Source organism: Dyella thailandensis (assembly GCF_050749815.1).
In the GTDB taxonomy this organism is placed as follows: Bacteria; Pseudomonadota; Gammaproteobacteria; order Xanthomonadales; family Rhodanobacteraceae; genus Dyella_A.
Map to the genome: position 1 here is coordinate 1,321,220 of NZ_CP192735.1, position 19,256 is coordinate 1,340,475.

The window sequence follows — 19,256 nt, forward strand, 5'->3', positions numbered from 1 at the left end:
CTCCGATACCCCAGGTAGCGGCGCCTGCCCTCCCGGCGACGGCGAACGTTGAGCCATGACTCCATGGGCAGTCATCGCAAGCAGACCGGCTGCTAGATAGATGCTTTTCAAAATGAGCCCGTCCCACACAGATTCGCCACCCAATCGCATCGACGTTTTTTTCGCCCAACCGATGCTGCTCTCGCAGCCGTACTGTACGGGCTTACTGCATCGCGCTGTGCGGTGGTAACCGGGCTCCACGTCTCAGCCGCAGCACCGAACCGGCGCATTCCCTGAAGTGATGGTTGCTGCTGACAAGCGCTAACGGGTGCCCTCGGGTTCGCTGCACCGCCGAAACCACGTAGCATTCGCAGGCGCCACCTTGGCTGGAGCCCCGCATGCCGTCCGATTTCCACTCGCCCTATCGTCACGGTTTCGTGCGGCTGGCAGCCGCCGTGCCGGCGATACGGCTGGCCGACCCGGCGTTCAACGCCGAGCGCACCATTGCGCAGTTGCGTGAGGCGGCGGCGGAAGGTGCGGCGGTGGTGGTGTTTCCGGAGCTGGGGCTCTCCGGCTACAGCCTGGACGACCTGGCCCAGCAGGATGCCCTGCTCGATGCCAGCCTGGCCGCGCTGGACGCGGTGCGCGAGGCCACCACGCAGCTGCTGCCGCTGGTGTTCGTGGGGCTGCCGCTGCGGGTGGAAGGCCAGCTGTTCAACGTGGCTGCCGCGCTGCAGGGCGGCGAGCTGCTGGGCGTGGTGCCCAAGCGCTATCTGCCCAACTACCGCGAGTTCTACGAGGCGCGCCAGTACACCGCCGGCGACCACGCGGTGGCGAATACCGCGGTGGTGCTGGGGCGCGAGGTGCCGTTTGGCAGCGACCTGATCTTTACCGCGGCCTCGCATCCGCACCTGCGCGTGCATGCGGAGATCTGCGAAGACATGTGGGTGCCGGTGCCGCCGAGCACCTACGCCGCGCTGGCCGGCGCCAACGTGCTGGTGAACCTGTCGGCCAGCAACGTCACCGTGGGCAAGGCCGATTACCGCCGCCTGCTGTGCGAGAGCCATTCCGCGCGCTGCCTGGCCGCGCACGTGTACACCTCGGCGGGCCTGGGCGAATCCACCACGGATCTGGCCTGGGACGGCCAGGCGATGATCGCCGAGAACGGCGCGGTGCTGGCCGAATCGGAGCGCTTCCAGGCCGAGGACCACCTGCTGCTGGCCGACGTGGATCTGGAGCGGCTGGTGCAGGAACGCATGCGCATGACCAGCTACAACGATCAGGTGCGCGATCTCAATCCGCAACTGCGCGCCATGCGCCGGGTGCCGTTCGCTTTCCGCGCGCCCACGCTCAAAGACCACCGGCTGCGCCGTCGCGTGCCGCGCTACCCGTACGTGCCCTCGAACCCGGCCACGCTGGACCAGCGCTGCTACGAGGCGATCAACATCCAGGCGCACGGCTTGATCCAGCGCATGCGTGCCACCGGTTCGCAGCGGTTGGTGATCGGCGTGTCGGGCGGGCTGGATTCCACGCTGGCGCTACTGGTGGCGGTGGAGGCGTTCGACCGGCTCGGCCTGCCGCGCGCCAACATCCTCGGCTACACCATGCCCGGCTTCGCCACCAGCACGCAGACGCGCGACCAGGCGCATGCGCTGATGCGCGCGCTGGGCGTCACCGGCGAGGAGATCGACATCCGGCCCTCGTGCCAACAGATGCTGGCGGACCTGGGCCACCCGTACGCCCAGGGCGAGCCGGTGTACGACATCACCTTCGAGAACGTGCAGGCCGGCGAGCGCACCTCGCACCTGTTCCGACTGGCCAACCAGCACCGCGCGTTCGTGCTGGGCACCGGTGATCTCAGCGAGCTGGCGCTGGGCTGGTGTACCTACGGCGTGGGCGATCACATGTCGCACTACAACGTGAATGCGTCGGTGCCCAAGACGCTGATCCAGCACCTGATCCTGTGGCTGGCCCAGGGAGGCCGCCACGACGCGGCGACGCGCACGGTGCTGGAGGCGATCGCTGGCACCACCATCTCGCCCGAGCTGGTGCCCGCCGACGCCAGCGGCGCGATGCAGGACACCGAGGCGCACGTGGGCCCGTACCCGCTGCAGGATTTCACGCTGTACCACCTCACCCGCTTTGGCTTCCGCCCCAGCAAGATCGCCTACCTCGCCCACCAGGCCTGGGGCGATGCGGCGCAGGGCGAGTGGCCTTCGCTGGTGCAGGAGGCGCAGCGGCGCGCGTACACGCTGGCCGAGATCAAGCACTGGATGGAGCTGTTCATCACCCGCTTCTTCGCCGCGCAGTTCAAGCGCAGCGCGGTGCCGAACGCGCCCAAGGTGGGCGGCGGCGGTTCGCTGTCGCCGCGCGGCGACTGGCGCATGCCCAGCGACGCCTCGGCCGAGGCCTGGCTGCGCGACCTGCGCGAGAACGTGCCGGCATGAGACTGCTGCGCTCGCCCGCCGAGAAAACCGAGGCGAAGATGCCCGGCAAGCAACCACTGGCCCGCGCGGCCAAGGCGCTGCGCGCCGGCAAGCTGGTGGCCTTCCCTACCGAAACCGTCTACGGCCTGGGCGCCAACGCGCTGGACTCGGCGGCGGTGGCGCGCATCTTCGAGGTGAAGCGCCGGCCGCGTACCAGCCCGCTGATCATCCACGTGGACCGCATCGAGGCGGCGCGCGAGCTGGTGACGCAGTGGCCGGATGCGGCGCAGAAGCTGGCCGAGGCGTTCTGGCCCGGCCCGCTGACCCTGGTGCTGCCGCGGCGCGAGATCGTGCCGGACATCATTACCGGCGGCGGCAGCCACGTGGGCGTGCGCATGCCCAGCCATCCCGTGGCACTGGCGCTGATCGCCGCCGCCGGCGTGCCGGTGGCTGCACCCAGCGCCAACCGTTTCACCCAGATCTCGCCCACCACCGCCGAGCACGTGCGCGCGGGGCTGGGCAGCGACGTGGATGTGATCCTTGATGGTGGACCGTGCACGGTGGGCATCGAATCCAGCGTGCTGGCGCTGTACGACGACGGCCCGGTGCTGCTGCGCCCCGGCGGCGTGAGCTGCGAGGCGATCGAGGCGGTGATCGGTATGCCGGTGCGCGTGCCGGGCGCCGCGCCGGTGAAGGGCGAAACGCACGCGGCGCCAGGCATGCATTTTCGCCACTACAGCCCGCGCACCATGACGCTCACCGCCAACCCGTCGATGGCCGTGCCCAGCGGCGACGGCGCGTTGCTCACCCATCGCCCGGCGCACTACGCGGCGTTGCCGGTGGCGCACCTGCAGGTGATGCCGGATACGCCCGAGGCCTACGCGCAGCGCCTGTACGCCGCGCTGCACGAGCTCGATGCGCACGGCTACGACTGGATCGCCATCGACCTGCCGCCGGACGAGCCCGCCTGGGCCGCCGTGCGCGACCGGCTCAAGCGCGCCATCGCGCGCTGAGCGCTGGCGGGGTTTTCCGATTTCGCATCCCGGCGGTGGGCCCGGCAGACACGCTGCGGCACAGATCGAGACGCTATGGACTGCGCCTCTGCACAGTCGTGGCCGCTCGGTCCTTCGACTTCCTCGCTCCTCAAAGCCGTGGCCATCCATGGCCACTCCCCGCGTGCGCTTCGCTACGCTCAGGACGAACGGGTGTTGTCTACGAGCCCGATCCGTAGAGGCGCGACTACACCGCCCTCCGAACAACACCCATTCATACTCGCCAGGGCCGCTGCGTTCGCGCGGCCGCGGGCGCCTTAGCGGCGGTTGATCACCGCCAGCAGCTCGCCCACCGTGCAGTGGGCTTCCACCGCGTGGCGCAGCGGCGCATTCGCAATCACCATGTAGCGATTGCGACGGCCCTCGCGCTGGCGCTGCAGTACGCCCGCCTCTTCCAGCTCGGCCACGATGCGCAGCACCGCGCGCTCGGTCACGCCGACCCGCGCCGCCACATCGCGCAGCAGCATGGTGGGATCGGCCGACAGGCAGAACAGCACGTGCGCGTGGTTGCTGAAGAACGTCCAGCCCGGTGAGGCCACCGCTGCCTTGGGCGCGGTGGTGCGCGTCGGCGCAGCAGCCTTCGCTTTCGCTTTCACGGGCGCGCGCTTGACCGGCGCCGAAACCTGACGTTTAATACCTGACATATTTTTCGTGTTTTCCATGTCACATAAGGAGCCGCCGTGAACGCGCAACTCGCCCCCAGCCCTGCCCCCGCCACTTTATCCCGCCACACCGTCGCCGTCGCGCATGGCGATGGCATCGGCCCGGAAATCACCGACGCCGTGCTGCACGTGCTGCGCGCCGCCGACTGCCCGATCGATTTCGCCCCCGTACGCATGGGCGAGCAGGCCTACCTCGCGGGCGACTCCGCCGGCGTTCCAGCCGAGGCCTGGGACGTGCTCGCCCGCCACCGCGTGCTGCTGAAGGGCCCGATGACCACGCCGCAGGGCGGCGGCTACAAGAGTGTCAACGTGACGCTGCGCAAGACCCTGGGCCTGTACGCCAACGTGCGCCCCTGCGTGGCCTATCACCCCTACGTGTACTCGGCGCACCCGGGCATGGACGTGGTGATCGTGCGCGAAAACGAGGAGGACACCTACGGCGGCATCGAGCATCGCCAGACCGCCGAGGTGGCGCAGTGCCTGAAGCTGATCACCCGCCCCGGCTGCGAGCGCATCGTGCGCCACGCGTTCGAGTACGCGGTGCGTCACGGCCGGCGCAAGGTCACCTGCCTGACCAAGGACAACATCATGAAGATGACCGATGGCCTGTTCCATCGGGTGTTCGACGAGGTGGCGCGCGAGTACCCGCAGATCGCCGCCGACCACCGCATCATCGACATCGGCGCGGCGCGCCTGGCCACCCGGCCGAAGGATTTCGACGTGGTGGTGACGCTCAACCTCTACGGCGACATCCTGTCGGACATCGCCGCGGAAATGGCCGGCTCGATCGGCATGGCGGCGTCTTCCAACGTGGGCCTGCACGGGGCGATGTTCGAGGCGGTGCACGGCTCGGCGCCCGACATCGCCGGCAAGAACATCGCCAACCCGTCGGGCATGCTGCTGGCCGCGGTGATGATGCTGCTGCACCTGGGTGAGCGTGCGGCCGCCGAGCGCATCCACAACGCCTGGCTGTGCACGCTGGAAGACGGCATCCACACGCCCGACGTGTTCAACGAGTCGACCAGCAAGCGCCGCGTGGGCACGCGCGAGTTCGCCCACGCGGTGGCCGAGCGGCTGGGACGCGAGCCGCGGCATCTGCAGCCGGTGCGCTACGGCGCCTCCGACGAGGCGGCAAATGCGCCGGCGGAACGGATCGAGGCGCCGGCCGCAGCCGAGCCGGTGAAGACCTGCGACGGCGTGGACATCTTCCTCGACTGGCATCCCGCGCAGCGCGATCCCGAGGCGCTGGCCACGCAGCTAAGGGCCGCCTGCCCGGACGGCCTGCGCCTGGCGGTGATCACCAACCGCGGCGTGAAGGTGTGGCCGCACGGCCATCCGGACACGTTCTGCAGCGACCACTGGCGCTGCCGCTTCGTCGGCGAACAGGGCGAGGTGTCGCCGCGCGCGATCCTGGCGCTGATGCAGAAGCTGGTGGACGCCGGCCTGCCGCCGATCAAGAGCGAGAACCTGTATCGCTTCGACGGCGAGCGCGGCTACTCGGTGGCGCAGGGCGAGTAAGCGCGACGCGGCAGGTGGCGGCTCAGGCCGCCGCCTGCCAGCGATATACCGGGCGGTGCGCCAGGGCGAGCAGTTCGCGGTCTTCCACCGTATCGCCGTAGGCGTGCACGCAGGCGTAGTCCTCCAGCCGCAGATGCGTGCGCACACGCGCAGCCTTGGCCGCCCCAGCGCAGTCACCGCCGTGATAGTTGCCGGTGAGCACACCCTCGCGCGATTCCAGCTCGCTGCAGATCAGCTCCAGACCGTGCGCGCGGCACCACGGCGCCAGGTACGCATCGAGCGATGCCGACACCACCACGATGCGGTCGCCACGCTCGCGGTGCCAGGCCAGGCGCGCCATCGCTTCGGGCCGCAGCACATGCGGCAGGCGCTCACGCGCATAGCGCATGCCCAGCGCGCGGATCGCCGATACCTCGCGACCGCGCAGCACGTGCGCGGTGACTTGGCGCCGCACGGCCGTTCCCGAGACGAGCCCAAGCTTGTAGCCCAGCCATGGCCACAGCAGCCGCCGCCATGCCCGACGCCGGAACGCGGCCGGGCTGATGTAGCTCAGGAACGGCGTGTAGGTGTCGCCGGTGGTGATGGTGCCGTCGAAACCGAACAGGGCCAGGTCCATGGCGTGCGGTCATCCATGAGGGGGACGCGCAGCATACGCGACGGCGACCGGGCTCGCGGCCATGCGCCGGCTCCGCTATCATGCGCGGGTCATTGGGGAGTAGCCGCTCTTCGCTCGAAGAGGCTCGCGTCAACACACTTGGCCCACCGGCCATGGCGCAAGCAGCCCACCCGCCTGGCAAGACCTTTGACCACACGCCTCCGCATGGGCCGGGGAGACGTGTGGTCAACTGTCTTTCGACCGGCCCGGGACATATCCATGGAAGCACTCCTCGTCTCCGCAGGCGTCGTCGCCCTCGCGGAAATCGGCGACAAAACCCAGTTGCTCGCCTTCATCCTCGCCGCGCGCTTCAAGAAGCCGCTGCCGATCATCGCCGGCATTCTCTGCGCCACGCTGGTGAATCACGGCCTGGCTGGCGCGCTGGGCGCATGGATCACCTCGGTACTGAGCCCGGAAATCCTGCGCTGGGTGCTCGGCCTGTCGTTCATCGGCATGGCCGTGTGGACGATGATCCCGGACAAGATCGAGGAAGAGGAAACCCAGGTGGCCAAGCGCGTGGGCGTATTCACCGCCACGCTGGTGACGTTCTTCCTGGCCGAGATGGGTGACAAGACGCAGATCGCCACGGTGGCGATGGCCGCGCACTACCCCAACCCGCTGATGGTGGTGGCCGGCACCACGATCGGCATGCTGATTGCCGATGTGCCGGCGGTATTCGTGGGCGACCGCCTCGCCGCGAAGATCCCGATGAAGCTGGTGCACTCGATCGCCGCCGCCATCTTCGCCGCCCTCGGCATCGCCACCCTCCTCGGCGCCGGCGCAAAGCTGGGGTTCTGATCAGCCGCGCTGGCGGTGTCTCCTTGCCCTTGTAGGAGCCCGCTTGCGGGCGATGCTCTCGGGCTTTGATGCGGATCTAGAGCGAAATGCATCGCCCGCGAGCGGGCTCCTACAGGGGCTGCGCGGCGGGCTTGGCGCGACCGCCGGGCCGGTCTCGCTTTCGTAGGAGCTCGCTTGCGGGCGATGCCTTTGGCTTCGGATGCCGATGCAGCGCAGGAGCATCGCCCGCGAGCGGGCTCCTACGAGTGCGGGGTCTGACGGGCGGCTTTGAGGCGGCGGGCGCTGTCGCGGACGTCGACATCGAACAGCAGGCGCAGGGGTTCGGTTGGCCCGTGGCCGGGTATGGAAAACTGCAGGCCGTCGCGGGTGGGAAGGCGGCTGGCCAGATCGCGCACGGCGGCCTCCGGCAGGTGCAGGTGGCATTGCGTGGCGGGGCCATTGAGGCGCGCCGCTTCGTGCGCGTGGAGCTGCAGCGTGCAGCGCAGGATGAATGCTTCGCCCGCCTGCGTGGCCGTGGTCACTTCGCTGCCGCCTAGTAGGGTGGCCAGTTCGTCTTCATCGATGCGCACACGCAGCTGCTGACGATCGAACTGCAGTTTCACGATAGCGTCTCCGTGGATTTGGGCGTTGCGCGCAGCGCCAACCCAGTACCCGCATCGAGGCTGGCGACTTCGACCAGGCGACCGGGCGCGCACTCGCCGGCGTCTTCATCGAGCACCACCCAGCCATCGGACTGCGCGAACGGCAGGATGCGGAACGGTTGCTGCTGCGGCACGACCTGGGCATGCAGGCGGCCTTCGGCATCCAGTGCGAACGTGGCGCGCAGGAAATGGCGCAAGCCAGCCTTGGGCTGCTGCGGGGTGTCGAGCACCGCGTGCAGCGTGGGCTCCGCGCCCTGCCCCTGCATCGCCCGCAGCACGGGGGCGACGAAGAAGCGCATGCCCGCGGCGACCGCCATCGGCGTGCCGGGCAGCGCCATCACCAGTGGACCGCCGGGCAAGCTGGCGGCGAACAGTGGCTTGCCGGGGCGCATCGCGACCTTGTGGAACAGTTCGTGGGCGCCGAGTTGGCGCAGCGCGTCGGGTACAAAGTCGTAGCGGCCCATCGACACGGCGCCGGTGCTCACCACCAGATCCGCCCCGGCGGCCTGCGCACGGCGCACCGCGTCGGCGTAGGTCACGGCGGTGTCATCCACCACCTCGCATGAAAGGACCTGGGCGCCGGCGACGGTGAGCGCGGCGGCGAGGTACGGCGCGTTCGAGCTGTAGATCTGCCCTTCCACCAGGCGCTGGCGTGGATCGGAAACGAGCTCCTTGCCGGTGCCGATCACTGCGACGCGCGGACGCCGCACGACGGTCACCTCGGCCACGCCGGCGGCGGCGAGCAGCATGAGATGCGCGGGGCCGACCCGAACACCTGCATTGAGCACCACGGCATCGCGCGCGACGTCGACGCCGGCGCGGCGCACGTTCTGGCCTTCGCTGAGCTCATCGCGCAGGCGGATGCGCGTGGGCGAGCCGTCTGCCGCGGATTCCAGCAATTCGGTGCGCTCGACCGCGACCACGGCGTCCAAGCCGTCGGGCAGGCGCGCGCCGGTCATGATTTCCCAGGCGCCGCCGTGGGCGCTGCGCGCTGCATCGCCGGCGGCCTGCGAGCCGTGCACGGTGTGTTCGCTGCCGGCTTCCAGCGGTTCGGGGGCGGCCAGCGCGTAACCGTCCACGGCGGCATGATCGAACGACGGCAGCGCGACTGGGCTGTGCACCGGCGCGGCAAGCACGCGTCCCAGTGCGTCAATCACGGCGCAGCGTTCGGCCGGCAGCGGCGAAACCACACCGAGCAGCCGGGCGATGGCGTCGTGGTAGCGGATCATCGGCGAGGCGCCCGCCGCAGCATCAGGAGGACGCCGGCAGCTCGAGCGCCGCCACGCCGCCTGCCAGCGACCAGGCGTCGACACCGCGTTGGCGCAGCGTGCGCGCCGCCTGCGCACTGCGCTTGCCGCTGGCGCAGACCAGCAGCACGTGGCGGTCGATGCCGACGAGCGAACAGGCGGCGATCTGGCCGGAAGGAATGCGCAGCGAGGTGACGTGCAACGGTGCGGCGGCGATCTCGTCCGGCTCGCGCACGTCGACCACCGCGTATCCCGCCGCGATCGCCTCATCCAGATGACGGAAGTGCCGCTCGATGTCGATCCCGTCCTCAGCCTGTGCCTGCTCAAGCGCGCGGCGGGCCACCGCCACGCAGCCGCCGTGTGCCGCGCAGCCGGCGGCCGCGTCAATCGGCAGACGCTGGCTGGTGCCGTCGAGCAGGTTCACCAGTTGCAGCGCGTGATCGGTCGGCCGCGGCAGGCCGAGCAGCAGCTTCAACGCTTCCATCGCCTGCATGGTGCCGAGCACGCCGGGCACCGGACCGAGCACGCCCGATTCCACGCAGCTGCCGGCGAGACCGGCGGCGGGCGGCTGCGGCCACAGGCAGCGCAGACACGGTTCGCCCGGCACGGCGGTCACCACCTGCAACTGCCCTTCGTACTGGTACACGCTGGCCAGCACCAGCGGCGTACCGGTGAGCACCGCCGCGTCGCTGGCGAGATAACGGCTGGCCAGGTCGTCGGTGCATTCGACCACCAGGTCGTACTGGGCAAATACGTCGAGCGCGGTTTGCGCGGTCAGCGGCTCGCCGTACGTCTGCACCTGCACCGTGGGGTTGAGCGCGGCGACGCGGCGCGCGGCCAAATCGACCTTGCGTTGGCCCACGTCGCGGGCGTCGTACATCACTTGGCGATGCAGGTTGCTGGCGTCGAGCACATCGTGGTCGACGATGCCCAGCGTGCCCACGCCGGCGCCGGCAAGGTAGCTGATCACCGGCACGCCCAGGCCGCCGGCGCCAATCACCAGCACGCGGGCCGCAGCAAGTTTGGCCTGGCCCGATACGCCGACATCGCGCAGGCGGGTCTGGCGTGAGTAGTCGGGGGTGAAATCGACGGCGGCGGTCGCGTGGTGATGCTCGTGCGTGTGCGTGTGCGTGTGCCCATGGCCGTGATGATGGCCGTGCACGTGCGGCGCCTCCATCTCGTGCGCGCGCTCGGTGTGGGAGCAGGCGACCCAGGCGGTGTCGCCCTCCAGGTAGTGCTCTTTCTTCCAGATCGGCAGGCGGTGCTTGATCTCGTCGATGATGTAACGGCAGGCGCGGAACGCCTCGTCGCGGTGCGGAGCGGAGGCGCCGATCCACACGGCGAGGTCGCCGATCTTCAGATCACCCACGCGATGCACGGCGCTGGCCGCCAGCACGCCGTAGCGCTCGGCCGCCTCGGCCAGGATGCGCTCGCCCTCGGCGATGGCCAGCTCGGTGTAGGCCTCGTACTCCAGGCCGCTCACTTCGCGGCCCTCGTTGTTGTTGCGCACCCAGCCCTCGAACGCGCAGAAGCCGCCGCTGCCGGGATGCTGGAGCTCCTCGCGCAGCTTGGCGAGATCGGCCGGGGCCGCGGTGAGATCGAAGCGCATCATCCGCCGGCCACCGGTGGGATGAAGACGACGGTGTCGCCCTCGGCTAGCGCGCGGCTCCAGTCGCTGAACTGGGTGTTGACCGCCACCTTGAGCGCGTCGACCGGCAGCGAGAAACCGTGGCGGGCCCGCAGCTCTTCGTAAAGATCGCGCAGGGTGACCGCGGCGGTGCTCACCTGCTCGGCGCTGGCGCCAGCCTGTTCGCGCAGCTGCGCGTAGTACTGCAGGTTCACGCGGGTCATGGCTGCGACTCCAGCTGGCGCTGCATCTGTGCGAATTCCTCCGGGGTGTTGATGTTGTCCAGCGCCTCGCCGGGTGCGGGCAGCAGCACGATGTCGGACTGGATCAGCGCCTTGCGCGGGCAGTAGCTGCCGGCGTCATAGCGCGCTTTCAGTCGGGCATGGCTGGACGGCTCCCACAGCGCGCACAGCGGCTCGGGCAGGCCGTCGAAGCGGCTGGTGAAAACGGTGGCGTCCTTCGCCGGATCGCGCGCGGCGATGAGCGCGCGCAAGGTGGCTTCGTCCAGCCGCGGCAGGTCGCAGGCGATCACCAGCCAGGCGGCGGCGGGATACGCGTCCTGGGCGGACAGGATGCCGGCCGCCGGCCCGACCGCGTCGTAGGTATCGACCAGCTGCGGCAGCTGCGCACGCAGCGGGTCGTCGCGCTGCGTCTCGCGCACCGAGACGAAGGCTCGCTCGGTGACCGCCGACAGCACGCGCCACGCGCGCAGCAGCTGCGGCTCGCCGGCGTAGCTGAGCTGCGCCTTGTCGCGCTGCATGCGCTGGCTGGCGCCACCGGAAAGCAGCAGGCCGTAGATCGGTGCGGTGCTCATGCGCTTGCCTGCCGGAAATCGAGGTCGCTCTTGCCGCCGGTCTTGCCGAGCAGGCGCACCTCGGCGATCACGATGTCGTGCGACATCGCCTTGCACATGTCGTACAGGGTGAGCGCGGCGACGCTGGCGCCGGTGAGCGCCTCCATCTCCACCCCGGTGCGGCCCTCGCAGGACACGGTGCAGACGATGCGCGCCTCGACGCCTTCCATCGCGATGTCGATGTGGCACTTGTCCAGCGCCAATGGGTGGCACAACGGAATGAGCTGCGAGGTGGCCTTGGCGCCCATTACGCCGGCGAGGTTGGCCACGGTGAGCACCGCGCCCTTGGGCGTGACGTAGCCGGCGCCGTGCAGCTGCGCGGCGACTTCGGCGGGAAACACCACGCGTGCCTGCGCCTGCGCGGTGCGCCGCGTGACGGCCTTGCCGCCGACGTCGACCATCTGCGGCTGCTGGGCGTCATCGAGATGGGTGAGCTTGGTAGGGATACTGGCCATGGAATTCCGTCGGGCGACTCAGCCGCCGATGTAGTGCATTTCGATCTTCGGACGGGAGCGCTGGCGGCGCTCCTCGCGCTCCTCGCTGTAGCGGTCGCTGCGGTTGAGCCACACTTGGCGCAGGCGCTCGCGCACGGCGTCGTCGCTGCTGCCGTCGCGCAGCGCGGTGCGCAGATCGGTGCCCTGCACGGCGAACAGGCAGGTGTAGAGCGTGCCTTCGGACGACAGCCGGGCACGCGAGCAATCGCCGCAGAACGGCTGGCTCACCGAGGAGATCACGCCGATCTCGCCCTGCCCGTCGCGGAAACGGAAGCGCGTGGCCACCTCGCCCTCGTACTTCGGCGGCAGCGCGTCCAGCGGCCAGCGCGCGTGGATGGCGGCGATCAGTTCGGCCGAGGGCACCACCGCCTCGCGGTTCCAGTCGTTGCGGTTGCCCACGTCCATGTATTCGATCAGCCGCGGGATGATGCCGGTGCCGCGGAAGCGCCCGATGAGATCGAGCACGCTGTGTTCGTTCACCCCGCGCTGCACGACGGTGTTGAGCTTGATGCCGCCGGGGAAGCCGACCGCCTGCGCCGCCTCGATGCCGCCAAGCACGTCTTCCAGTGCGCCGCGGCCGCCGCTCATGCGGTGGAACAGCGCGGGATCGATTGTGTCCAGGCTCACCGTGACGCGATCCAGGCCGGCATCGCGCATATCCTGCGCATGGCGCGCCAGCAGCACGCCGTTGGTGGTCATCGCCAGGTCGGTGATACCGGGGATGCGACGCAGCCGCGCCACCAGCTCGGCCAGCTTGGGCCGCAGCAAGGGCTCGCCGCCGGTGAGGCGCAGCTTGCTCACACCGAGCATGGCGGCGAGGCGGCTGATGCGTTCGATCTCGTCGAAGCTCAGCCTCTCGTCGTTGCGCAGGAAGGTGAAGTGCTCGCCGTAGGTGGACTCCGGCATGCAGTACGGGCAGCGGAAGTTGCAGCGGTCCATCACCGAAATGCGCAGGTCGTGCATCGGGCGGCCGTGCCGATCCAGCGGCGCCTGCGGCGACGGCGTCTGGGCGGCGATCTCGGTGATGGCGTGGGGATCGGTCATGTCACCAGCGATACAGGGGGGCTACGGTGCCGGCAGGTGCGGCGTGGTCCGACGGTGCCAGCTCCACCACGCCGTCGGTATGCGGCAGCGCGGAGAAGTCGCCCGAGGTGGGCGCCGGCACCGGCGTGGCCAAAGCGCGACCGGTCTCGTCATGATGCACCCGCACGGGTACAAAACAGGTCAAGGTCGGGCTGACCTGGGCCGGCGCGGCGAGCACCACCCGTTCGCCCGACCGCGTCGCCACCCCCATCGCCTGCTCCAGCGCCGGCAGCAGGTAGCGCACAGCGCACACCAGCGCCGAAACCGGATTGCCCGGCAACGCGAACACCACCTGCCCCTGCGGCCCGATACCGAACCACATCGGCTTGCCCGGCCGCTGGGCGATCCGGTGCAGCACCTTGTCCACGCCCAACGCGCGCAGCGCTTCGGGCACGAAGTCGCGCTGGCCCACCGACACGCCGCCGGACAGCACCAGCACCTGGCAGGTGGCCAGCAGTTCGGCCAGTCGCGCGGTGGTGGCGGTCAGATCGTCGGGCACGCGGGTCAGCTGCACGTCGACGAAGCCGCGGTCGCGCAACGCGGCGGCCAGCGCGCGATCGTTCGAACGGCGGATCTGCCCGTCGGCCAGCGGCTGCTGCTCGACCTCGGCCAGTTCGTCGCCGGTGGCGATGATGGCGACCTTCGGCACCGCGGCCACCTCGACCTCGGTGACGCCGTTGGCGGCGAGCACAGCCAGCTCCGGCGCGCGCAGGCGCACGCCCGGGGCGAGCAGCGCGTCGCCCTCGCGGCAATCGGAGCCGCACGGATGGATGAACTGCCGTGCGGTCGGCGTCCAGCCGTCGACCATCCGGACCTGATCGCCCTCGCGCACGGTCTGCTCCACCGGCACGACGCAGTCACAGCCGGCCGGCAACATGGCGCCGGTGGTCACCTCGATGCAGCCGGCTGGATCGGCCAGCACCTGGCCGGCCATGCCGGCCATCTGGCGACCGGCCACCACGAAGCTGCGCCGCGACGGATCCAGCGCGATGGCGATGCCGTCCATCATCACGCGGTCGAACGGCGGGTGGTCGCGCTCGGCCAGCACGCGCTGGCGCAGCACGCGGCCGGCCGCGGCATCCAGCGGCACGCGCTCGCCGGGGAACACGGGCAGCCGTGCACGAATTTGCCGTTCGGCCTCGGTGACGCTGGGGAGTTCGCTCATGGGGAAAACCTTAATCTGCGCGGCCACGACGCCTTGCCGCGTCAGCGCCCAGAGCATGGGGCCGGGGGGTGGCTTTGACAACCGCGGCCAAAGTCGAAAAGCACGCGGCAAACGCCTGTGGCAAGCCATTCGCTGGCGCGTGCAACGCGGTTACCCGGCCCCGTGCGCGCCGCTTGTCGCACGCGCATGGAGCCGTCACCCGAGCTCGCTATGATGGCGCGATGAAGCAGCCCCCTGCCCCCATCGAGCGCACGCCCGGCACCGTCCAGCGGCGCATCACCCGCTGGCGCCAGGGCCGCGTGGAGGAGACCGACGACTGGGTCGCCGAAGAGCAACCGATCGCGATGACCTACAACGGTCGCTCGTTCGCCGTAATGATGGCGACGCCGCACGACCTGGAGGACTTCGCGCTGGGCTTCTCGCTCAGCGAAGGGCTGGTGCGCACGCCGGCCGACCTGCTCGCCGTGGACGCGCGCCCGTTGCTCGAGGGCACCGAGCTGGCTATGACGGTAGCTGCCGACGCCCACGGCGCGCATCTGGATGCGGACGGCCAACGCCTGCTGCCCGGGCGCAGCGGTTGCGGCATCTGCGGCACGCGCCAGCTGGAAACAGCGGTGCGCCAGCCCGGTTCGGTGCACGGCGATCTGGGCCTGACCCACGCCGGACTCGAACGGGCCCTGGCCAACCTGCAGCAGCGCCAGCCGATGAATGCCGCCACCGGCGCCGTGCACGCCGCAGCCTGGGCCACCGCGGACGGCGAGATCGCGCTGGTGCGCGAGGACGTCGGTCGCCACAACGCGCTGGACAAGCTGGTCGGTGCGCTGCATCGCGGCGGTATCGATCCGGCGTCGGGTTTCGCGCTGGTCACCAGCCGCGCCAGCTACGAGATGGTGACCAAGGCGGCCAGCGCGGGGGTGACCGTGCTCGCCGCCATTTCCGCCCCGACGGCGCTGGCCATCGAGCTGGCAAAAAGCGCCGGGCTCACCCTGGTCGGTTTCGCCCGCCCCGGCAGCCACAACGTCTACACCCACCCCGAGCGACTGCATGCGGAGGCCAGCCGGTGAATGCACAGGCACAGGAAGCGCTGCTGGATACCCGCCTGCGCGAGTTCGTCGACGCCCACCCACGATTGTTCGTGCTCACCGGCGCCGGCATCAGTACCGACTCGGGGATTCCCGACTACCGCGACCGCGCCGGCCAGTGGAAGCGCACGCCGCCGGTGACCTACCAGGCCTTCATGCACGAACTGGCCACGCGCCAGCGTTACTGGGCGCGCAGCCTGGTCGGCTGGCGTCGCTTCGGCTGCGCCGAGCCGAACATCACGCACCGGGCTCTGGTGGCGCTGGAGCAGCGCGGCCAGGTGGAGCTGCTGGTGACCCAGAACGTCGACCGACTGCACCAGCGCGCAGGCAGCCAGCGCGTGGTGGACCTGCACGGCCGGCTCGACGAGGTGCGCTGCATGACCTGCGACTGGCGCCAGGGCCGGCACGATTTCCAGCGCGAACTGGTGGCGCGCAACCCGGACTGGACGCACCTGGACGCCGCCGATGCCCCGGACGGTGACGCCGATCTGGACGGTTACGACTTCAGCCGTTTCGAGGTGCCACCCTGCCCGGTCTGCGGCGGCATCGCCAAGCCGGACGTGGTGTTTTTCGGCGAGAACGTGCCGCGTGAACGCGTGGAAGCAGCCACCCGCGCCTGGTCGGACGCGGACGCGGTACTGGTGGTCGGTTCTTCGCTGATGGTGTTTTCCGGCTATCGCTTCGTGGCGGCCGCGGCCAAGGCCGGCAAGCCGGTGGCGACGGTGAACCTGGGCGTGACTCGAGCCGATCCGCTGGTGACGCTGAAGATCGATGCGCCCTGCGCCGACGCGCTGGCCTTCCTGCTCGACGGCTGACGCGGCCTCAGAACACGTCGTTGACCAGTCGGCCCAGGCCCTGGATCTCGATCGCCACCTCGTTGCCGCGACGCAGGAAGCGCGGCGGATCGAAGCCGGCACCGACGCCTTCAGGTGTGCCGGTGGCGATGATGTCCCCCGGCTGCAGCGTGATTCCCGCGGAGATCGTGGCAATCAAGGTGGGGATGTCGAAGATCAGGTCGCGCGTGTTGGCCTGTTGGCGAAGCTCATCGTTGACCCAGCAGCGGATGTCCAGCGCCGAGGGATCGAGCTCGTCGGCGGTGACCAGCATCGGGCCCATTGGGCAGAACGTGTCGAACGACTTGCCCAGAAACCACTGCCCGTGGCGCTGCTGCCAGTCGCGTGCGGTGATGTCGTTGACGATGGTGTAGCCGAACACGTGATTCATGGCCTGCTCGCGCCGGATGCCGCGACCGGCCCGGCCGATCACCACCGCCAGCTCGGCCTCGTAATCCACCGCCTGGCTGGTGCCTTCGGGATACAGGATGGTCTCGCCGTGGCCGATGACCGACTCGGGCACCTTGGTGAACACCATCGGGTGTTCCGGCAGGTCGTCGGCCGAGGACGTGTCGTAACCGCTGCGCGCGAATTCCTCGGCATGGCGCCGGTAATTCTTGCCGACGCAGAAGATGTTGCGTGCTGGACGCGGGATCGGCGCGAGCAGATCCACCTCCACTCGCGGAATGGCGGGACGCATGACGCTCGGGGTGACGGCGTCGAGGCCCTCGCGGATCACGGTGAGCATGTCCGGTACCGGATCGCCGTCGTACAGATCCAGCGGCCGTATCCGTGCACCGTTGAGGTCGAGTGCGCCGACGCCGGTCATGCCGTGGTGCAGGTAGGTGACAAGTCGCATTGGCAGTCCCGGCCGCGTCCGAAAGAGGGGCTCGCGCGCCTTCGGCCCCGCGATAATGTGAATTCGATCACATTCGGGCGCCCCAGGTAAAACCGGGGGAACGAGGCGCCGATCAGCGCCGGGCGCGAAAGAAATTGCGCAGCAGCTGCGCCGACTCGTCCGCCAACAGGCCGCCCTGCACGGTGATGCGGTGGTTGTGCCGCGGGTCGGTGAGCGTGTCGAACACGCTGCCGGCGGCGCCGGTCTTGGGATCGGTAGCGGCGTACACCACCCGCCCGATGCGCGCGTGCACCAGCGCCATGGCGCACATGGCACACGGCTCCAGCGTCACGTAAAGCGTGGCCCCCGGCATCCGGTAGTTCGCCAGCTTCTCGCCCGCGGCGCGCATCGCCATGATCTCGGCGTGGGCGGTGGGATCGTGCAACGTGATGTTGCGGTTCCAGCCCAGGCCGACGATCTCGCCATCGAGCACCAGCACGGCCCCCACCGGCACCTCGTCCTCCGCGTCGCGGGCGTGCTCGGCCAGCTGCAGGGCGCGCCGCATGTGGGCGACGTCGTCCTCGCTGAACCCGGGCGACGCCACAGAGACCTCTTCTTCCGACATATCAGTAATTTAGGCAATGTTCGTGAGAAATGGGCCGGCGCGCTTCATCCAGCAAAACGCGCACAAACCCTTGTTTTTACTCACTCCCACTCGATCGTGGCGGGCGGCTTGCCGCTAATGTCATAAACTACGCGAGATATACCGCGCAACTCATTGATAATCCTGTTTGAAACCTTGCCGAGGAATTCATACGGCAGGTGCGCCCAATGAGCTGTCATGAAGTCGATGGTTTCCACCGCGCGCAGTGCGATTACCCATTCGTAGGCGCGTGCGTCGCCTACCACGCCCACCGACTTCACCGGCAGGAATACGGCGAAGGCCTGGCTGGTCTTGTCGTACAGGTCCCAGGCGCGCAGTTCCTCAATGAAGATGGCATCGGCGCGAGCCAGCAGCTCGGCGTATTCCGGCTTCACCTCGCCCAGGATGCGCACACCCAGTCCCGGGCCGGGGAACGGATGGCGGTAGACCATGGCGCGCGGCAGGCCGAGCTCGACGCCAATGCGGCGCACCTCGTCCTTGAACAGCTCGCGCAGCGGCTCGACCAGCTTGAGCTTCATGTGCGCCGGCAGGCCGCCCACGTTGTGGTGGCTCTTGATCACGTGCGCCTTGCCGGTCTTGCTGCCGGCGGACTCGATCACGTCGGGGTAGATCGTGCCCTGCGCCAGCCATTTCACGTTGCCGCCGCTGGCGATGATCTTCTCCGACTCCTCGTCGAAGATCTCCACGAACAGGCCGCCGATGATCTTGCGCTTGGCCTCCGGGTCGCTCACGCCGGCCAGCGCGGCGAAGTAGCGCTCGGCCGCGTTCACGCGGATCACCTTGATGCCCATACCGCCCTTCTCGGCCTCGGCAGCGAACATGGCCATCACCTGGTCGCCCTCCTGCCAGCGCAGCAGGCCGGTGTCGACGAACACGCAGGTGAGCCGATCGCCGATCGCCCGGTGCAGCAGGGCTGCCACCACTGAGGAATCCACGCCGCCGGACAAACCCAGCAGCACGTGGTCGTCGCCCACCTGCTCGCGCACGCGGGCGATCTGGTCTTCGATGATGTTGGCCGCCGTCCACAGCGTGGCGCAGCCGCAAATCTCGGTAATGAAGCGCTTGAGCAGCGCCCCGCCCTGCTTGGTGTGGGTGACTTCCGGATGGAACTGCACGCCGTACCAGCGCTTGTCCTCGTTCTCCATCACAGCGACCGGGATGCGATCGGTGGTGCCGGTGATGGCGAAGCCCGGCGGCGCCTTGGCGACGTGGTCGCCGTGGCTCATCCACACGTCGAGGCGATGGCTGTCGGTGTGGTCGCTCAGACCCGCGAACAGCCGGCTCTGAAGGGTGATGTCGACCTCCGCGTGGCCGAACTCGCGCGCATCGGCAGCCTCGGTGGCGCCGCCCAGCTGCGCGGCCATGGTCTGCATGCCGTAGCAGATGCCGAGGATCGGCAGGCCCGAGTCGAACACTTCCTGCGGCGCCCGGGGCGCACCTTCCTCGGTGGTCGACTCCGGTCCGCCGGAGAGGATGATGCCCCTGGGCGCGAACGCGGCGATCTCGGCCGGATCGTGGTCCCACGCCCAGATCTCGCAGTAGACGCCCAGCTCGCGCACGCGGCGGGCGATCAGCTGCGTGTACTGCGCGCCGAAGTCGAGGATGAGGATCTTGTCGCTGTGGATGTCGGTCATGGCGG

General features: G+C 69.4%; 19 protein-coding genes, 1 pseudogene and 1 riboswitch. Of the genes and pseudogenes, 6 read left to right on the plus strand and 14 right to left on the minus strand.

The window, feature by feature from the left end; translation table 11 throughout:
* The first annotated feature begins 377 nt into the window (after positions 1–377).
* Both ACQVBX_RS06150 and ACQVBX_RS06155 read left to right on the plus strand, forming a co-directional pair.
* Positions 378–2,426 carry an NAD(+) synthase gene (locus tag ACQVBX_RS06150; RefSeq protein WP_431637175.1) on the plus strand — a complete coding sequence of 683 codons (2,049 nt, stop codon included), beginning with the start codon at positions 378–380 and terminating at the stop codon, positions 2,424–2,426.
* The gene (locus tag ACQVBX_RS06155; RefSeq protein WP_431637177.1) at positions 2,423–3,418 is read left to right on the plus strand and encodes an L-threonylcarbamoyladenylate synthase; all 996 of its coding nucleotides are present in this window, start codon (positions 2,423–2,425) and stop codon (positions 3,416–3,418) included. Before ACQVBX_RS06150 ends, ACQVBX_RS06155 begins: the two co-directional genes overlap by 4 nt.
* Before the next feature lie 296 nt (positions 3,419–3,714).
* Here ACQVBX_RS06155 and ACQVBX_RS06160 read toward each other — a convergent pair whose 3' ends face one another.
* The gene (locus ACQVBX_RS06160) at positions 3,715–4,053 is read right to left on the minus strand and encodes a helix-turn-helix transcriptional regulator (protein ID WP_431637179.1); all 339 of its coding nucleotides are present in this window, start codon (positions 4,051–4,053) and stop codon (positions 3,715–3,717) included.
* An 84-nt stretch (positions 4,054–4,137) separates the two neighbouring features.
* Here ACQVBX_RS06160 and ACQVBX_RS06165 point away from each other — a divergent pair, with 84 nt between their 5' ends.
* Positions 4,138–5,637, plus strand: coding sequence for an NADP-dependent isocitrate dehydrogenase (locus tag ACQVBX_RS06165; RefSeq protein WP_431637180.1), 1,500 nt, complete (start codon positions 4,138–4,140; stop codon positions 5,635–5,637).
* Positions 5,638–5,659: 22 nt separating this feature from the next.
* On the opposite strand, the gene ACQVBX_RS06170 is transcribed toward ACQVBX_RS06165, so the two are convergent.
* Positions 5,660–6,253 carry an HAD family hydrolase gene (locus tag ACQVBX_RS06170; protein ID WP_431637182.1) on the minus strand — a complete coding sequence of 198 codons (594 nt, stop codon included), beginning with the start codon at positions 6,251–6,253 and terminating at the stop codon, positions 5,660–5,662.
* Between the two features lie 79 nt (positions 6,254–6,332).
* Positions 6,333–6,502: riboswitch (yybP-ykoY riboswitch) on the plus strand.
* 9 nt (positions 6,503–6,511) lie between these two features.
* Between ACQVBX_RS06170 and ACQVBX_RS06175 the strand changes: the two genes are divergently transcribed.
* A complete protein-coding gene (locus tag ACQVBX_RS06175; protein ID WP_431637183.1) occupies positions 6,512–7,090 on the plus strand; it encodes a TMEM165/GDT1 family protein in 579 nt (192 codons plus the stop codon).
* A gap of 239 nt (positions 7,091–7,329) precedes the next feature.
* Here ACQVBX_RS06175 and ACQVBX_RS06180 read toward each other — a convergent pair whose 3' ends face one another.
* From ACQVBX_RS06180 to ACQVBX_RS06220, 9 genes and pseudogenes are all read right to left on the minus strand, one after another.
* The gene (locus tag ACQVBX_RS06180) at positions 7,330–7,692 is read right to left on the minus strand and encodes a hypothetical protein (protein ID WP_431637184.1); all 363 of its coding nucleotides are present in this window, start codon (positions 7,690–7,692) and stop codon (positions 7,330–7,332) included.
* Positions 7,689–8,960: a molybdopterin molybdotransferase MoeA gene (locus ACQVBX_RS06185; RefSeq protein WP_431637185.1), complete on the minus strand. Its 1,272-nt coding sequence runs from the start codon at positions 8,958–8,960 to the stop codon at positions 7,689–7,691. The genes ACQVBX_RS06180 and ACQVBX_RS06185 overlap by 4 nt, the downstream gene beginning before the upstream one ends.
* A 22-nt stretch (positions 8,961–8,982) precedes the next feature.
* Positions 8,983–10,155 carry a ThiF family adenylyltransferase gene (locus ACQVBX_RS06190; protein WP_431638124.1) on the minus strand — a complete coding sequence of 391 codons (1,173 nt, stop codon included), beginning with the start codon at positions 10,153–10,155 and terminating at the stop codon, positions 8,983–8,985.
* Positions 10,156–10,185: 30 nt separating this feature from the next.
* Positions 10,186–10,590 (minus strand): annotated as a pseudogene (locus ACQVBX_RS06195) (molybdenum cofactor biosynthesis protein MoaE); the annotation flags it as partial.
* Entirely contained in the window at positions 10,587–10,829 is a 243-nt protein-coding gene (locus ACQVBX_RS06200; protein WP_431637186.1) for a MoaD/ThiS family protein, read from the minus strand. The pseudogene ACQVBX_RS06195 and the gene ACQVBX_RS06200, both read right to left, overlap by 4 nt.
* Positions 10,826–11,419, minus strand: coding sequence for an NTP transferase domain-containing protein (locus ACQVBX_RS06205; protein ID WP_431637187.1), 594 nt, complete (start codon positions 11,417–11,419; stop codon positions 10,826–10,828). Before ACQVBX_RS06205 ends, ACQVBX_RS06200 begins: the two co-directional genes overlap by 4 nt.
* Positions 11,416–11,913 (minus strand): cyclic pyranopterin monophosphate synthase MoaC, encoded by a 498-nt coding sequence (gene moaC, locus ACQVBX_RS06210; protein WP_431637189.1) that lies wholly within the window; start codon positions 11,911–11,913, stop codon positions 11,416–11,418. Before moaC ends, ACQVBX_RS06205 begins: the two co-directional genes overlap by 4 nt.
* A gap of 18 nt (positions 11,914–11,931) precedes the next feature.
* Positions 11,932–12,996, minus strand: coding sequence for a GTP 3',8-cyclase MoaA (gene moaA / locus ACQVBX_RS06215; protein ID WP_431637190.1), 1,065 nt, complete (start codon positions 12,994–12,996; stop codon positions 11,932–11,934).
* 1 nt (position 12,997) lies between these two features.
* On the minus strand, positions 12,998–14,200 hold the full coding sequence (locus ACQVBX_RS06220) for a molybdopterin molybdotransferase MoeA (protein WP_431637192.1): 1,203 nt from the start codon (positions 14,198–14,200) through the stop codon (positions 12,998–13,000).
* Positions 14,201–14,421: 221 nt separating this feature from the next.
* On the opposite strand from ACQVBX_RS06220, the gene fdhD reads away from it, so the two are divergent.
* Together fdhD and ACQVBX_RS06230 are read left to right on the plus strand one after the other, a co-directional pair.
* Positions 14,422–15,264: a formate dehydrogenase accessory sulfurtransferase FdhD gene (fdhD, locus tag ACQVBX_RS06225; RefSeq protein WP_431637194.1), complete on the plus strand. Its 843-nt coding sequence runs from the start codon at positions 14,422–14,424 to the stop codon at positions 15,262–15,264.
* Positions 15,261–16,097 carry an NAD-dependent protein deacetylase gene (locus tag ACQVBX_RS06230; RefSeq protein WP_431637195.1) on the plus strand — a complete coding sequence of 279 codons (837 nt, stop codon included), beginning with the start codon at positions 15,261–15,263 and terminating at the stop codon, positions 16,095–16,097. Before fdhD ends, ACQVBX_RS06230 begins: the two co-directional genes overlap by 4 nt.
* Positions 16,098–16,104: 7 nt before the next feature.
* On the opposite strand, the gene ACQVBX_RS06235 is transcribed toward ACQVBX_RS06230, so the two are convergent.
* The 3 genes from ACQVBX_RS06235 to guaA form a co-directional block, all read right to left on the minus strand.
* Positions 16,105–16,974 (minus strand): fumarylacetoacetate hydrolase family protein, encoded by an 870-nt coding sequence (locus ACQVBX_RS06235; RefSeq protein WP_431637197.1) that lies wholly within the window; start codon positions 16,972–16,974, stop codon positions 16,105–16,107.
* Positions 16,975–17,086: 112 nt separating this feature from the next.
* A complete protein-coding gene (tadA, locus tag ACQVBX_RS06240) occupies positions 17,087–17,578 on the minus strand; it encodes a tRNA adenosine(34) deaminase TadA (RefSeq protein ID WP_431637199.1) in 492 nt (163 codons plus the stop codon).
* An 80-nt stretch (positions 17,579–17,658) separates the two neighbouring features.
* Positions 17,659–19,251 (minus strand): glutamine-hydrolyzing GMP synthase, encoded by a 1,593-nt coding sequence (gene guaA / locus ACQVBX_RS06245; protein ID WP_431637200.1) that lies wholly within the window; start codon positions 19,249–19,251, stop codon positions 17,659–17,661.
* Between the last annotated feature and the right edge of the window lie 5 nt (positions 19,252–19,256).

Coding starts and splice junctions, on each gene's coding strand:
- guaA (WP_431637200.1), bottom strand. CDS start 19,251: ATGACCGACATCCACAGCGACAAGATCCTCATCCTCGACTTCGGCGCG.
- tadA (WP_431637199.1), bottom strand. CDS start 17,578: ATGTCGGAAGAAGAGGTCTCTGTGGCGTCGCCCGGGTTCAGCGAGGAC.
- ACQVBX_RS06185 (WP_431637185.1), bottom strand. CDS start 8,960: ATGATCCGCTACCACGACGCCATCGCCCGGCTGCTCGGTGTGGTTTCG.
- ACQVBX_RS06150 (WP_431637175.1), top strand. CDS start 378: ATGCCGTCCGATTTCCACTCGCCCTATCGTCACGGTTTCGTGCGGCTG.
- ACQVBX_RS06175 (WP_431637183.1), top strand. CDS start 6,512: ATGGAAGCACTCCTCGTCTCCGCAGGCGTCGTCGCCCTCGCGGAAATC.
- fdhD (WP_431637194.1), top strand. CDS start 14,422: ATGAAGCAGCCCCCTGCCCCCATCGAGCGCACGCCCGGCACCGTCCAG.
- ACQVBX_RS06155 (WP_431637177.1), top strand. CDS start 2,423: ATGAGACTGCTGCGCTCGCCCGCCGAGAAAACCGAGGCGAAGATGCCC.
- ACQVBX_RS06170 (WP_431637182.1), bottom strand. CDS start 6,253: ATGGACCTGGCCCTGTTCGGTTTCGACGGCACCATCACCACCGGCGAC.
- ACQVBX_RS06235 (WP_431637197.1), bottom strand. CDS start 16,974: ATGCGACTTGTCACCTACCTGCACCACGGCATGACCGGCGTCGGCGCA.
- moaC (WP_431637189.1), bottom strand. CDS start 11,913: ATGGCCAGTATCCCTACCAAGCTCACCCATCTCGATGACGCCCAGCAG.
- ACQVBX_RS06190 (WP_431638124.1), bottom strand. CDS start 10,155: ATGGAGGCGCCGCACGTGCACGGCCATCATCACGGCCATGGGCACACG.
- ACQVBX_RS06200 (WP_431637186.1), bottom strand. CDS start 10,829: ATGACCCGCGTGAACCTGCAGTACTACGCGCAGCTGCGCGAACAGGCT.
- ACQVBX_RS06205 (WP_431637187.1), bottom strand. CDS start 11,419: ATGAGCACCGCACCGATCTACGGCCTGCTGCTTTCCGGTGGCGCCAGC.
- moaA (WP_431637190.1), bottom strand. CDS start 12,996: ATGACCGATCCCCACGCCATCACCGAGATCGCCGCCCAGACGCCGTCG.
- ACQVBX_RS06220 (WP_431637192.1), bottom strand. CDS start 14,200: ATGAGCGAACTCCCCAGCGTCACCGAGGCCGAACGGCAAATTCGTGCA.